Annotated in this window: 6 protein-coding genes and 1 CRISPR repeat array; all 6 genes read left to right on the forward strand. The window is 42.4% G+C overall.

What is annotated here, in order from left to right:
• The first annotated feature begins 20 nt into the window (after positions 1-20).
• The 6 genes from pglX to cas2 all read left to right on the forward strand — a co-directional run bounded on the left by pglX (position 21) and on the right by cas2 (position 12,281).
• Complete coding sequence (pglX, locus tag C8U37_RS10475; protein WP_108033172.1) at positions 21-3,554, forward strand: BREX-1 system adenine-specific DNA-methyltransferase PglX; 3,534 nt, start codon at positions 21-23, stop codon at positions 3,552-3,554.
• 148 nt (positions 3,555-3,702) lie between these two features.
• A complete protein-coding gene (pglZ, locus tag C8U37_RS10480; RefSeq protein WP_108033173.1) occupies positions 3,703-6,255 on the forward strand; it encodes a BREX-1 system phosphatase PglZ type A in 2,553 nt (850 codons plus the stop codon).
• A 234-nt stretch (positions 6,256-6,489) separates the two neighbouring features.
• Entirely contained in the window at positions 6,490-7,611 is a 1,122-nt protein-coding gene (locus C8U37_RS10485) for a Fic family protein (protein WP_108033174.1), read from the forward strand.
• A 122-nt stretch (positions 7,612-7,733) separates the two neighbouring features.
• Complete coding sequence (gene cas9 / locus C8U37_RS10490) at positions 7,734-11,057, forward strand: type II CRISPR RNA-guided endonuclease Cas9 (RefSeq protein ID WP_108033175.1); 3,324 nt, start codon at positions 7,734-7,736, stop codon at positions 11,055-11,057.
• A gap of 5 nt (positions 11,058-11,062) precedes the next feature.
• Positions 11,063-11,965 carry a type II CRISPR-associated endonuclease Cas1 gene (cas1, locus tag C8U37_RS10495; RefSeq protein WP_108033176.1) on the forward strand — a complete coding sequence of 301 codons (903 nt, stop codon included), beginning with the start codon at positions 11,063-11,065 and terminating at the stop codon, positions 11,963-11,965.
• Between the two features lie 7 nt (positions 11,966-11,972).
• A complete protein-coding gene (cas2, locus tag C8U37_RS10500) occupies positions 11,973-12,281 on the forward strand; it encodes a CRISPR-associated endonuclease Cas2 (protein WP_245879824.1) in 309 nt (102 codons plus the stop codon).
• Between the two features lie 52 nt (positions 12,282-12,333).
• A CRISPR array of direct repeats spans positions 12,334-15,009; the repeat unit is 36 nt; unit sequence ATTTTAGTTTAGCCGATTTTGTAAGGAAACTATAGC.
• The last annotated feature ends 93 nt before the right edge of the window (positions 15,010-15,102 follow it).

A 15,102-nucleotide genomic window follows, 5' to 3' on the forward strand; every position in this document is an offset into this window, starting at 1 on the left:
ATCGCAATAAAGTGAGGGTAATGATGGATAATACAGCTTTAAAGAAATTTGCAGTTAGTGCCCGAAAAAAAATAGCGACAGGTGTCCGCAACCGTGCGGCCCAGTTCGGTATTACTGTCGAAGGGATTGCGCCTGTTCAATCCCTTGCTGATGGCTTTATCGTGAATGGACACATCTTTGATAATAAAACCCAAATGTTATACGACCATCTGCGCAGAAGAGTGGAGATTGATGGATACGAAGCGGTAATGGAGACGGCGACCTATACGTGGTTCAACCGTCTTGTCGCTTTGCGTTTCATGGAAGTGCATGATTATTTGCCGATCCGGACACGGATTTTATCTGCTTTGAATGCAAATAAAGTGGAACCCGATGCGGTTACGGAAGTGCTGCAGTTGGTAGAGGAATTATCGCTCGATAAGGAATTGATCTATCACTTACAAGATACGCATAACATCAATGAATTATTTAAATATATTATCGAGAAACAAGGGATGCAGCTGGAAAAAATGTTGCCGAATGTTTTCTCTCCTGTAGAAGGAGACTTTTACCTGCTCCTGCCGAATGATCTATTGCAGGATAATGGCATCATCCGGGATTTGATTACTCTCATTCCTGAAGAGGCTTGGGATGATATTGAAATCGTCGGCTGGCTGTATCAGTTCTACGTTTCCGAAGAAAAAGATCAAATCTTTGCGGACTTGAAGAAAAACAAGAAAATCGGCAAGCAATCGATTGGACCGGCAACGCAACTATTCACGCCCAAATGGATCGTGGAATATCTCGTCGATAACTCCTTGGGGCGTTTGTGGATCGAGAACAATGCCACCAGCAAGCTGCAGGAAAAACTACACTATTATCTGGAGGCAGCGGAACAAACGCCGGAAGTGCTGGAGCAACTGACAGCATTGAAATATGAGAATCTGAAACCGGAGGACATCAAGGTGATGGACCCGTCCATGGGTTCGGGCCACATGCTGTTGCATGCCTTCGATGTATTGAGGGAGATTTATCTGGAAAGAGGATACAGTCCGCGCGAAATCCCGCAATTAATTGTAGAGAATAATTTATTCGGGATGGATATCGATAAACGCGCCGCGCAATTGGCTTCATTTTCGATTGCCATGAAAGCCCGTTCCTATGACCGCCGCTTCTTCTCGCGCAAAGTGCTGTTCCATATGATTGGCTTTGAAGAAAGTAATGGGCTGGTGTTGTTCCGCAACACCACATTGTCGGATGAAGAAGCCGTTAATGAAGAGTTGGAGAAACTATACGCTCAATTCCACGATGCTAAAATATTTGGTTCCATACTGAAACCGGAACCCGTTGATATCAGCCTTGTAGAAGAAGCCATCCAAAATTTAAAAAACGGTGGTATCGATGATATCATCGCGCAGGGCTACCTGAATTTTGAGGTTCCAATTATCGAAGAGCTCATAGATCAGTATAAGGTGCTGACTATGAAATACGATATTGTTGTGACGAACCCACCGTATATGGGCAGCAAAGGGATGGATCCAAAACTCACGGATTATGTTAGAAAATACTATCCAAATACAAAAGCAGACTTGTTTGCAGTATTTATGGATGTATCAACTTGGATAACAAAAAAAGATGGTTATTATGCAATGATTAATCAGCAATCTTGGATGTTCCTTTCTTCTTTTGAAAAACTACGTGAGTTTATTTTGAATACTCAAACTATAATTAACATGGCACACACTGGAAGCAGAACTTTCCCCGGAATTGGTGGAGAAGTTGTTCAAAATACTGCTTTTGTAATATTAAATGAACAACTGAGGGATTATAATGGAAGATATGTAAGATTGATTGACTTGGATAATTCAGAAGAAAAAAAAAATAATGTTTTCGATGATAAATTGACTTATTATTCTTCTGAAAGAAAATATAAATCAATTCCGGGAGTACCCATAAGCTACTGGATAAGCAGTAGATGGACCTCTATATTTGAAAATAATTATTCAATGCTACATTTCGCTAAACCCCTACATGGCATGTCAACTGGTGACAATGATAAGTGTTTAAAATTATGGTTTGAAGTTTTAAATAATGATATTTCCTTTAATAGCGAAAGTAATGAATCATTTAATCAAACTGGGCGAAGATATGTACCATATAATAAGGGTGGTTCATACAGAAAATGGTATGGAAATAATGATTACGTGTTGGGGTATGATGAAGATTCTCGTAAATATATGACTAAATTATCGGGCTATCGTTCTGCTAACTTACAGCATTTTTTTAAAGAATCTGTAAATTGGTCAGATGTTAGTTCATCAAATTTAGGAGCACGATATTCCTTTAATGGTTTCGCTTTTGATGGTAGGGGAGCTTCTATTTTTCCGGATAAGTCACTAGAAATGTATATACTAGCATTGCTATGTAGTAAATATGTCACGCATGTATTAAGAATACTAAATCCAACTTTAACATTTAATATTGGAAACATCGAAAGTATTCCAGTGAAAATTGATAATTATAATGTGGAATTAATAAATAAGTTAACTGGAATAAATGTAGATATTTCTAGAGGAGACTGGGATAGCTTTGAAACGTCATGGGATTTTAGCCAACATCCTCTTGTTAAAGACTCAAATAATTATTCTAAAATATCCGAAGCATATGCAGATTGGGGTGCAATCGCAGAAGACCGCTTCAACCAATTGAAAGCCAACGAGGAAGAGCTGAACCGTATCTTCATCGATATCTATGGCCTGCAGGATGAATTGACTCCAGAAGTGGAAGATAAAGACGTCACGGTCCGAAAAGCGAATGTCGAGCGCGATGTCCGTAGTTTCTTATCCTATTTGGTCGGGGTCATTTTCGGGCGCTATCGTTTGGATAAGCCGGGACTGGCTTATGCGGGCGGTGAGTTCAGTCTCGATGATTACGGCGCGTACAAGCCGGATAAGGACAACATCATCCCAATCACGGCTGAACATTATTTCGAAGATGATATCGTTTCGAAGATTGCGGAATTGTTGGCGATCATTTATGGCGGGGATACGCTGAACGAGAATCTTCAGTTCATCGCTACCACTCTAGGGATGAAGGATTCTGAGACGGCCGAGGATACGATCCGCCGTTACTTCATGAAGGATTTCTACAAGGATCACCTGAAGATTTACCAGAAGCGTCCGATCTATTGGCAGTTCAGCAGCGGGAAGAAAGGCTCCTTCAAGGGCTTGATGTATTTGCATCGCTATGATAGATACACGTTAGCGCGCATCCGTACCGACTATGTCCTGAAGCTGACGACGACCCTGAACCAGTTGATGGAGCATGCGCAGGTCATCATCGCTGGCAATATTTCCCCTAAAGAAGTGGCACGGGCACGGAAAGAGAGCGAAAATTACGCCTCCCAATTGCAGGAGTTGCGCGAGTATGATCTGATTTTGAAGCAATTGGCGGACCAAGAAATCGCTCTGGATCTGGATGACGGCGTGAAAGTGAACTATGCCAAGTTCCAGGACATCCCGTTCAAGAAAGACAACGGCCGTTCCGAGAAAAAGAATTTATTCGAAAAAATTTAGCTGTAATAGAGGTTGCCGAAAGGAACACTGTTTCCTATCGGCAACCTCTTTGCTTTTTCGGCGCGGGAATGTTTCCATATGGCAACAAATGAATTGTAGTTCGTCCCGGTTTGCTTTAAGATGAATAGAGAGCTTTTTTGAGGGGATAATGATGGACATGTATGAAGCAGAAAAAAGGTTGCAGGAACTGTTCCGGCAGCCGCTAGAGGATTATCAGAAACGCCGCATCATCTTCTGGTACGATAAATCGCAAACCTTTTCGGATGAATTGGGCGAGTATCAGCTGGAGGATGTGCTGGTGTTGCGTTGCGATGAGCAGCATTACTTTGAAATGAAATATTTGGTGGAATACATGCACGCCGAACAGAACGTACTCCTCTATTTCGAGGGCGAACGGCCGGAGAATGAGAGGAATCCGTTGCTGGATATGTATCTGTACAGCCAGGAATTCAAAATGGATCCGATGGAGAACCTGAAGGACGAGCTGGGCATCACAATCGAGACCAGCGATGTGTTCTTCCGGTCCTATGCCTTGTTTTTCAACAATAAACAACGCCGTAAACAATTCGCGACTGTATTGGCGGAGAAACAGGGCATCACTGAACATGATCTGGAACTTGCGGTACTGTGCGTGTTGACGAAGACGAAGGAGCTGCATGCTTTTGGCGTCTTTCGCTCCCTTTTCACGGAGTACGGAATCGGGCAGGACAACCTCTGGCAACAAGTCATCAAGTTCGGCAGACCGGATGCGTTCTGGCACTTGGCTAAGCTATCCTTCGGTTACAGCCAAGAGGAACGGACTGTTGACACATTGGTGCAAGCCGTATTCCAAACGAAGCTGCACGCCGAATTCGAAGGGAAAGTCCCGGCGAATTGGGAGAAGCAGCTGTTGAGCCAAGCAAATAATTGCGTGGTCTTCCTGAATCGCTGGATGAACCTGCGCGATGAACAAGCCAGCTACAATCAGCTGTCTGATGCAGTATTCGAAGACTTGCAGATCATCAAATGGATGAAGAACAAGCCGGCGAAATGGTTGGCGCAATCGGATACGTTCCAGGCTTTCGATAGGCAACTTGTGGAAGGCATCGCGCTGCAGTTGGCCGAAGGAGCCATCCTGTTCGATGAATTCGAGCATATCGTCCTGAATCGCAGATCTTCCTATTGGTTCGCAGCTTTTGCGGATGAATATGAAGCATTGCTGGCAGCCATCCGTCTGTTGAAGCAAGTCCATCTGGTTGAAAAGGAAGGTTTCCCATATCAGAAAGAGGCCTTCTGGAAAAAATATGAGGAGCACTACTATCTCTTGGATAGCTATTATCGCCAATTCTATGTTGCCTACGACAAGGGCACCGGATTATTCGATGCCTTTGCCTCATTGCGCATGACCGTCGAGAACTATTACAAAAATGGCTTCCTCGCAAAGTTGGCTGAGACTTGGATGACCTTCTTCAAAGATGCAACTGCCTTTTCGGTGGAGAACACCATGAAACAGGAGCGTTTTTACAAAGATTGGATCAGCAGTTATGCGGCCAAAGAGAACCGGATTTTTGTGATCATCTCGGATGCTTTGCGTTATGAAGTGGCTGTCGAATTGGGACAACAGCTGGAAGCGAGCACCCATTATAACGTGAACCTGCATGCGCTGCAGGGTGTGGTGCCGTCCTATACCGAATTGGGCATGGCTAGCCTTTTGCCGCATCATCAGCTGAGTCTTTCACCAAATGGGGATGTGCTGGCCGATGGCATGGGCACAAAAGGGCTGAATCAGCGGAATGCCGTCCTGCAAGCCAAACTGGATGTGGATAAAGCGAAGGCGGTCGATGCCAAAGAGGTGTTGAACAGTTCCCGAAGTGAATTGCGGGAAATATTCACCGGCAACGGCTCAGTTTTCTATATTTACCATAATACAATTGATGCGATCGGTGATCATGCCGCCAGTGAAAGCCATGTCTTCGAGGCGGTCGAACTTGCGCAGCAGGAGCTAATGCGCCTGATCGATAAGCTCTTCAACGGCGTCAGTGCCGTTCGCTTCATCGTGACAGCCGATCACGGCTTCCTCTACACGCGTGATGCCTTGCATACGCTCGATAAAGTGACCGCCGAGAGAACCGATGTCATCGCATCGAACCGCCGCTTCTTCACGAACCGCGAAGCAGACAGCCAAAATCAAGCTTTACTGGACTTCCGTGTGGACGTCATGGCTGAGGAAGAAGTGTACGTGCATATTCCAAAAGGGGCGTCGCGCTTGGCTATTCAAGGCGGCGGTTCCAATTTCGTCCACGGCGGTATTTTGCCGCAGGAAGTTATGATACCGGTATTGGATATCACAACCGAGCGCGGAAAAGAAATGCATAAATCGGTGGATGTGCAGTTGATCAGCAACACCGACCGCATCACGAATATCGTCACTTATCTGGATTTCCTGCAGGTGCAAGCCGTCTCCACGGAACGAAGGGCAAGGAAACTGAAGATGTACTTCAGCGATGGCATGGAGAACCTCATTTCCAATGAAGTTACGCTCTTAGCGGATTCGCCCAATGAACAGGCGAGCGATCGGATGGTCCGCGAGAAATTTGTCCTGATGAGCCAGGCTTATGCTTTGCTGAGCGAGTATTACTTCGTCATGATCGATCTGGAGACTGGGGAAGAAATAAACCGTAAAAAGTTTGTGATTGATTTGCCCGATGCAGGATTATTCTAGCAACACTCCCTAAATTTCGGATAACAAAGATCAAGAAAGTGCTTGCATTTTGTTTCGCCATCAGGTATAGTTTGTTTATAAAGTTTTAGCCGACTTTATAAGGAAATTATAGTAAGAGCTCCCTTCGGGGACTCTCGCAAAGCTCTAACCCCAGTTTCTTCGGAAGCTGGGGTTATCTTTTTGATTTTTTTTGAAAGTCGATAACAGTGATGATTCAGTTTAAGGAGGGATTTCATGGGGAAAAAAGGGCTAGCCAAATTACCAATCGTTGTACCGAACGACAAAGCGCTGGAAATTTTCCGATTATTGGCAGAAGTGAACAGAACAATAGGTGGAATGAAAAGCGAGTTTAGCCACTCCATTGTGAAAGATGCCATGGTCAGCATGTTCTCTCTGAACGAATCTGTGCAATCCACCAGAATCGAAGGAACACAAGTCACTTTTACGGATATGGTAGAAGAAAGAGGCAGTAAGAATCCAAGTTGGGAAAATATAGAAGTACTCAATTATCAGGAAGCCTTGAAGCAAGGAGCTTCAAGTATCAAAACAGGCTATCCCATCAGCACACGTCTGATAAAAGAATTGCACCGGACTTTGATGGAAAATGCGCGAGGTTCCAACGCATCCGGCGGCGAATTCAGAAAAATACAGAATTTCATAGGTCCCAGCAACAGGATAGAGGATGCTGTGTATATTCCGATTGCGGCAAATGAAATCGATGAATACATGGAGAATTTAGATTTTTACATGAATGGCGTTCCTCACAGTAGTTTCCGTAAATTCAACAAAACGGACGGATTCGTATTTGATGAAGAATGCGATCCAATCATTAAAGCGGCTGTCATGCATGCTCAATTTGAGTCGATTCATCCGTTTTTGGATGGAAACGGCAGGTTGGGAAGAATTCTGATTGCTCTTATCGCTATTAAAGAAGATCTGGTGGATGTCCCGGTATTCTTTGTGAGCGAAGAGTTGGAAAAAGAACGTGCTCGCTATTATGCCATGCTGAACGGGGTAAGAGGAGACAACCCTGATTGGTATTCTTGGATCAAGTTTTTTATCACCGCCTGTGGACGGATGGCGGATTCTTTGTTGAGCAAATTAAAAGCTGCAGAGGATTTGGGCTTTAAAGGACTGAAATTATGTACGCTTGAGTCGGAGAAAAATATATGGTTATATACTTTTTCTGATCCTTATACAACTGCAGCGCGCGTTGCAGAAAATTTGAGCATGTCCCCTGCAACTGCCCGAAAGGGATTGAGTGCTCTATCTGATGCCGGTCTTTTGTACGCGGATGAGAGCACAATCAGGAACAGGAAGTACCGTAACTATGATTTGATGCGGATTTTGGACTGAATAAGTATTGCTATAGGCAATAGAGGCTTCTTCGGAGGCCTTTTTTTGTTGTATAAAACGTTTTCTTTTGGTAAGATATTATTAAAATATTGACATGAATCGAAAAATCAGGAGGCCTGTAAATGGGAATCAAAATAGGATTGGATGTGGGGATCACTTCGGTCGGGTATGCTGTCTTGCGGACGGATGAAGCTGGGATTCCTTACAAAATAGAAACATTGAACTCGGTCATCTTTCCGGCTGCGGAAAATCCACAATCGGGCGAGTCTTTGGCAGCACCTCGTAGAGGCAACAGAGGTTCCCGAAGAAGGACACGCCGTACCAAGTTCCGTAAATATAGAACGAAACGCTTGTTTATTCGTCATGGTTTATTGACGAGCGAAGAAATTGAGAATATTTTCAATCAAAAATTAGGGCACAAAACGATTTATGAACTGCGGACAGAAGCGTTGGATCGGAAGCTTACAAACGAAGAACTATTCCGGATACTCTATTTCTTTGCGGGACATCGTGGCTTCAAATCGAATCGTAAGGCAGAGAAGGCCGATGCTGAAATAGGCATAGTCTTATCTGCCATCAGTGAAATTAAAACGGCTCTAGAAGAAGGAACTTATCGTACTTTGGGTGAATATATGCATGCGCATCCGAAATACGAAGAACATAAACGCAATAAGGATGGCAAAGACCGTTACCTGGGAACGGCACAGCGCGATTTGGTCGTCGATGAAATCAAGCAAATCGTTGCCGCGCAACGCGCATTCGGAAATGATGCTTTGACAGATGCGTTCGAAGACGAATTCACCGGAAATAGGGAAGGCGAAGCGGCCGGCATCTTTACCGCACAACGCGATTTTGACGAAGGCCCTGGGAAGGGGAGCCCTTACGGTGGTGATCAAATCGAGAAGATGATCGGCTGGTGTACGTTTGAGAAAGAAGAACACCGTGCGGCGAAAGGTACGTATACTTTCCAGAATTTTGAATTGTTGAGCAAACTGAATAACTTGAAAATTCAGGAATTTGTTGGCGATGATTGGAAAGAATTGAATCCTGATCAAAGGCAATTGATCATTGATAAAGCCTTCAGCAAGGATAAGCTGCAATATGCAGAAATAAAAAAAATGTTGAAGCTGGAACCGGAAGCGAAGTTTAACTTGCTTTCGTATGGTAGCAAGACCGAACAAGAAAAAACTGAGAAGACGACGAACTTTGTCGCCCTGCGTAGCTATGAAAAAGTACGCAAAGCATTAGGCAAGGACATCTATGAGGCGATGCCGGAGAGCCTGAAGGATGAAATCGGCACAATCCTGACGACTTATTCCAGCGATAAGAGCCGCCGCAGAGTATTCGCTGACAGGCTTAGTTTGACGAGCGAGCAAGTTGAAGCGTTATTGCCGCTTACGATGACGCAATATGGGCATCTATCCTTGAAAGCCATGCGAAACATCATCCCTTATTTAGAGATGGGGCTAACATATGATAAAGCCGCAGAGTCTGCTGGGTACGATTTTAAACACAACGCAATAGACAGAGCCTTCATCCATGAAAATGTGTCGAATCCAGTCGTGAAACGTGCCGTCAGCCAGTGTATCAAGGTCGTGAACCAGTTGATCCGCGAGTATGGCAAACCGGATGCAATCAATATTGAGTTCTCTCGTGAGCTTGGAAAGAACTTCGACGAACGTAAAAAAATTGAGAAGAACCAAAAAGAGAATATGGCGAAAAATGAACGAATAGCGAACAAGTTACGCGAAAATGGCATATCCGTCAACGGAGAGAATATTACCAGGTTGAAGTTGTGGGAAGAACAAGGAAATATGGACCCTTATACCGGTCAGTATATCCCTTATGAAGAAGTTTTCTATGGCCATTATGATGTCGATCATATTATTCCATACAGCATTTCCTTTGACGACAGTTTCGGGAACAAGGTGCTGGTCAGTTCAGCCGCCAACCGGGAAAAGGGGAACCGCATCCCGATGGAATATCTGGCGAATGATCCGATCCGCATCCAGAGTTTGGAAAACATCGCAGGCACAATCCGTAATTTTCATAAACGCGAGAAACTTCTGAAGAAGAAAATGAGTACTGAAGATGTAAAAGAATGGAAATTACGCAACATCAACGACACACGATACATCGCCAGACTATTGCGTAACTATTTCAAACAGAATATCCATTTTTCGGAAAAGGAAAACATCGACGAGAAGGTTGCCGTTAACAACGGGATTGTGACTGCCAGAATGCGCGCACGTTGGGGACTCAGTCCAAAACATCGCGACAATGACCGTCATCATGCGATGGATGCCGTTGTGGTTGGCTGCATGACACCTGCCTTTGTAAGGAAAGTCACGATGTACAGCAAGCGCCAAGAGGTAAAATATAACAAAACCTTGTGGAATGCGGATACTCTGGAATCAGATATTGCCAGCATGAGCTTGGAAAAGCGTGAAGAATACGAAATAATGTTTAGCAAAGCTTTTCCACAGCCTTGGGAAGGGTTCAGGGATGAATTGAATGCCCGCTTATCAGATAATCCTAAGGAACTGATTAAGAATATCAAGAACACATTGGGTACCTATACCGATGCAGAAATCGAAAAACTCAAACCGATGTTTGTGGTGAGAAGACCGAATAAGAAGATTACAGGACCGGCGCATCTGGATACGATCCGCAGCGGGAAATTGCTGCATGAAGGTAAAGCAATCAGCCGCGTCAGCATCAGCAAACTCAAATTGAACAAGAACGGAGAAATCGGAACCGGAAATGCGGAATTTTATAAATCCGAAGATAACGGTTGGATGCCGGCGTACAATGCGCTGAAGGCTGAGCTTGAGAAGAATGGCGGCAGCGGCGAAAAAGCATTCCCTGAAGGTGTATTCACCTATGTACAAGAAAACGGACAAGAACATACGATTCGAAAAGTGAAAGTCGTACAAAAATCTACGCTGCAAGCCGTTCTAAATGATGGCAAAGCGATGGCAGGTAATGGGCCGTCAATGATCCGCATAGATGTTTTCCGGACTTCGAAGAAATATGTGTTTGTGCCTGTGTATGTCAAAGATACCGTTTCTAGAGAATTGCCTAATAAGGGCTGCGTTGCTCATAAAAATTATGAAGATTGGTATGAACTGTCAGAAGAGGATGAGTTTATGTTTTCACTGTATCAGAATGATGTTGTTCGTGTTGAACATAAAAAGGGAATTCCTTTAACATATAATGGAGGAAATGTGGGACAAGAAAAGGTGACCGAATTCATTGGTTACTATAATAGTGCAGATATAGCCAGTGGGAATATTTATATTTTAGGAAATGATAATTCATTTTTTGCCAGGGGTGTTGGAATTGCTACTCTACTTAATATTGAAAAAATGCAAGTAGATTATTTAGGAAATCTTAGCAAAGTAAGAGAGAGAACCAGACAAACATTTTCCAATATGAAGAGGTGACAGCGATGGGGTTTCGAAATATCTATATAGAAAATCCAGCCCGATTAAGTATCAAAAATCGTCAACTGATTATTTCACAGGATCAAGATATTTCGATCCCCGTGGATGACATTGATAGTATTGTAATTGATAATCTGCAATGTACCTTAACAGCACCAACCATTTCTTTTTTGGCAGAAAATCAAGTTGTCCTCTATACATGCAATAAGCAGCATATGCCATGTGCTGTTTTGAATCCACTTGGGAATCATTCCAGAAAGCTAGTCATCTTACAGAACCAGATGGGAGTAACTAAACGATTCAAAGATAGGACTTGGCAAAAAATCATCCGACAAAAAGTATTGAATCAAGCTAGGTGCTTGGAGTTGACCTCGTCTCCCAATGTGGCTGAATTGAATCAACTGGCTACACAAGTTTTGGAAGGGGATAAGTCTTTCAGAGAATCAAGTGCAGCAGCTCTGTACTTTCGTTCGCTATTTGATACAAGTTTTAATCGCAGGCACGAAACAGTTCATAACGCAGCACTGAATTACGGTTACGCCATAGTGCGCGGAGCGATTGCTAGGGATCTGTGTGCATATGGTTTTGAGCCAGCATTCGGGATCCATCACCACAATGAACTGAATGCATTCAATCTTGCGGATGATCTGATTGAGCCGTTCAGACCATATGTAGATTTATGGGTAGCACAAAATGTTGATCCCGAAGAAAAAGTTCTTACTTCCTCTTACAAACGTGATCTTGTTTCCTTATTGTTTACAGAAGTAAAAATCGATAATGAATTACATTCCCTTACCAATGCAATCCGAAAAACGGTAGCTTCCTACACCAATTGTTGCAGAAATAACACAACGACCAATTTGAAATTACCCGAATTGGTTCCGTTGCGACCGCACGAGTATGAGTAGCCGCTTTATGAGAATGGTGGTTATGTTCGACTTACCCGTGGAAACGAGAGAACAAAGAAAAATTGCAACAAAATTTAGGAAGTACCTATTGGATGAGGGATATGTAATGATGCAGTTTTCGGTTTATTATCGGATTTGTAACGGAAAAGACATGGTGAATAAATATCTGTTGCGCTTGGAAGATAAAGTTCCAGAAAAGGGTTCTGTCAGGTTGATTACCTTGACAGAAAAGCAATTTAGTGAAATGAAAGTTTTGGTAGGTGGCGTTTCACCCATAGAAGAGAAGCTGGATTCCAGCAATCTGTCCGTATTTTAGACACGCCAAACGGCCCTTTATAGTTGATATGAAGGGCTTTTTCGCGCGAGATATTTTAGTTTAGCCGATTTTGTAAGGAAACTATAGCAATTTGAGTTGCTAGAAAGTCCAGCACGCTATTTTAGTTTAGCCGATTTTGTAAGGAAACTATAGCGCGGCCTGTGCGTTTTTTGTAGCTTGTCTGATTTTAGTTTAGCCGATTTTGTAAGGAAACTATAGCGAAGCTGACCGCGTATGTTACGCAGGGCAAATTTTAGTTTAGCCGATTTTGTAAGGAAACTATAGCCTATCAGGCTATTAGAAGAACATTCCTATAATTTTAGTTTAGCCGATTTTGTAAGGAAACTATAGCCATTCACTTGAGTTCTGTATCTGCCCAGAAATTTTAGTTTAGCCGATTTTGTAAGGAAACTATAGCCCGGAAGATCAAAACGGTCAATTTCCAACAATTTTAGTTTAGCCGATTTTGTAAGGAAACTATAGCCACACCCACAACCGGGATGTCCGACCTGCCATTTTAGTTTAGCCGATTTTGTAAGGAAACTATAGCTTGCACTTACGGTACCATCCACAGCTAGTCATTTTAGTTTAGCCGATTTTGTAAGGAAACTATAGCATAATGATATACTCACCCATTACAGGGTCTATTTTAGTTTAGCCGATTTTGTAAGGAAACTATAGCGGAATCAAACGGCGCGAAATTCGGTATGGGATTTTAGTTTAGCCGATTTTGTAAGGAAACTATAGCGGTCAAGCCTGGTAAAGCCGACATCAGTTAATTTTAGTTTAGCCGATTTTGTAAGGAAACTATAGCCACAGGATTGATTTCCTGAAACTGGTACTAATTTTAGTTTAGCCGATTTTGTAAGGAAACTATAGCTAATAATCCAAGGTTTGAACCTGTTAACCAATTTTAGTTTAGCCGATTTTGTAAGGAAACTATAGCTCATGCGGTGTCCACAATGCCGGAGTAGTGATTTTAGTTTAGCCGATTTTGTAAGGAAACTATAGCCTCAAAAGAGGGAGCGGCGCCCGATTGGGAATTTTAGTTTAGCCGATTTTGTAAGGAAACTATAGCCACTGCTAGATGGTACATGGGATGGCTTGGATTTTAGTTTAGCCGATTTTGTAAGGAAACTATAGCCAACTATCTTTACAGAAATTATATTTTGAAATTTTAGTTTAGCCGATTTTGTAAGGAAACTATAGCTCGCTTGTGTTGCTTCAATTTCCTGATACTATTTTAGTTTAGCCGATTTTGTAAGGAAACTATAGCCCAACGGAACAGGCGTGATTGATGCGGATTATTTTAGTTTAGCCGATTTTGTAAGGAAACTATAGCTCCGAGTGTTCCCTCATCCAACTAAAAATTATTTTAGTTTAGCCGATTTTGTAAGGAAACTATAGCGTCCTGAAGTGCCAATTGCAAGGTTTTCGAATTTTAGTTTAGCCGATTTTGTAAGGAAACTATAGCTAGTATTTACTTTACTGACTTTTTCATTATATTTTAGTTTAGCCGATTTTGTAAGGAAACTATAGCAGTTGCTCAAAGTTATATCGGCGTGCATTAATTTTAGTTTAGCCGATTTTGTAAGGAAACTATAGCGATCAATGGCTTCACTGCTGAAGTCGAACGATTTTAGTTTAGCCGATTTTGTAAGGAAACTATAGCTGTTGGATAAATTGCTCGATGACGAGAACAATTTTAGTTTAGCCGATTTTGTAAGGAAACTATAGCTAAGCCGATCGACATTCCGAATTGTGAGCAATTTTAGTTTAGCCGATTTTGTAAGGAAACTATAGCGAATGACCAGTGTGTATCAAAGGCTAGATAATTTTAGTTTAGCCGATTTTGTAAGGAAACTATAGCCGCATTGTCAACGGGATTAACAAAAAAATCATTTTAGTTTAGCCGATTTTGTAAGGAAACTATAGCTCATGGCGACCACGGAAGAATATATCCGCGATTTTAGTTTAGCCGATTTTGTAAGGAAACTATAGCAAAAGATTTATAAACCAATACTTGAACTTCATTTTAGTTTAGCCGATTTTGTAAGGAAACTATAGCCAGTATCGTTCGATAAATTCGATCGCGTGCATTTTAGTTTAGCCGATTTTGTAAGGAAACTATAGCCCACATGGTCAATGATGACGCTGACTTTATATTTTAGTTTAGCCGATTTTGTAAGGAAACTATAGCAATAACATCCGCTTGCTGAAAAAGCGGGGCATTTTAGTTTAGCCGATTTTGTAAGGAAACTATAGCTTACCATCAAGCACAGTGTAATAGGTGTTGATTTTAGTTTAGCCGATTTTGTAAGGAAACTATAGCTGAGGACAGAATCATCACACTGGAAGGCAAATTTTAGTTTAGCCGATTTTGTAAGGAAACTATAGCCCTGTTGTTTAACGATAAAACGCGAACGTAATTTTAGTTTAGCCGATTTTGTAAGGAAACTATAGCCTGATACGGCGCGCATCCTCCAGGAGTTGGATTTTAGTTTAGCCGATTTTGTAAGGAAACTATAGCGTGCAGAATCACTTAGAGGAACTTGAAGCGATTTTAGTTTAGCCGATTTTGTAAGGAAACTATAGCTCAGCGAATGCAGCAGTTACGCCCGCTTCAATTTTAGTTTAGCCGATTTTGTAAGGAAACTATAGCATATCAGTCGCCCGAATGCGAAAGATTGGGATTTTAGTTTAGCCGATTTTGTAAGGAAACTATAGGCTCTCTGTCAAATGGTGTTGATGAGACATTTTATCTGTTGAAATAAGGGAGCCACATTCACAAACTCCAGAAGAGAATTTTTCTCTTTTGGGG

The organism is Trichococcus patagoniensis (assembly GCF_003051085.1).
Taxonomy (GTDB): Bacteria; Bacillota; Bacilli; order Lactobacillales; family Aerococcaceae; genus Trichococcus; species Trichococcus patagoniensis.

Coding starts and splice junctions, on each gene's coding strand:
- C8U37_RS10485 (WP_108033174.1), top strand. CDS start 6,490: ATGGGGAAAAAAGGGCTAGCCAAATTACCAATCGTTGTACCGAACGAC.
- cas1 (WP_108033176.1), top strand. CDS start 11,063: ATGGGGTTTCGAAATATCTATATAGAAAATCCAGCCCGATTAAGTATC.
- pglZ (WP_108033173.1), top strand. CDS start 3,703: ATGATGGACATGTATGAAGCAGAAAAAAGGTTGCAGGAACTGTTCCGG.
- pglX (WP_108033172.1), top strand. CDS start 21: ATGATGGATAATACAGCTTTAAAGAAATTTGCAGTTAGTGCCCGAAAA.
- cas2 (WP_245879824.1), top strand. CDS start 11,973: ATGAGAATGGTGGTTATGTTCGACTTACCCGTGGAAACGAGAGAACAA.
- cas9 (WP_108033175.1), top strand. CDS start 7,734: ATGGGAATCAAAATAGGATTGGATGTGGGGATCACTTCGGTCGGGTAT.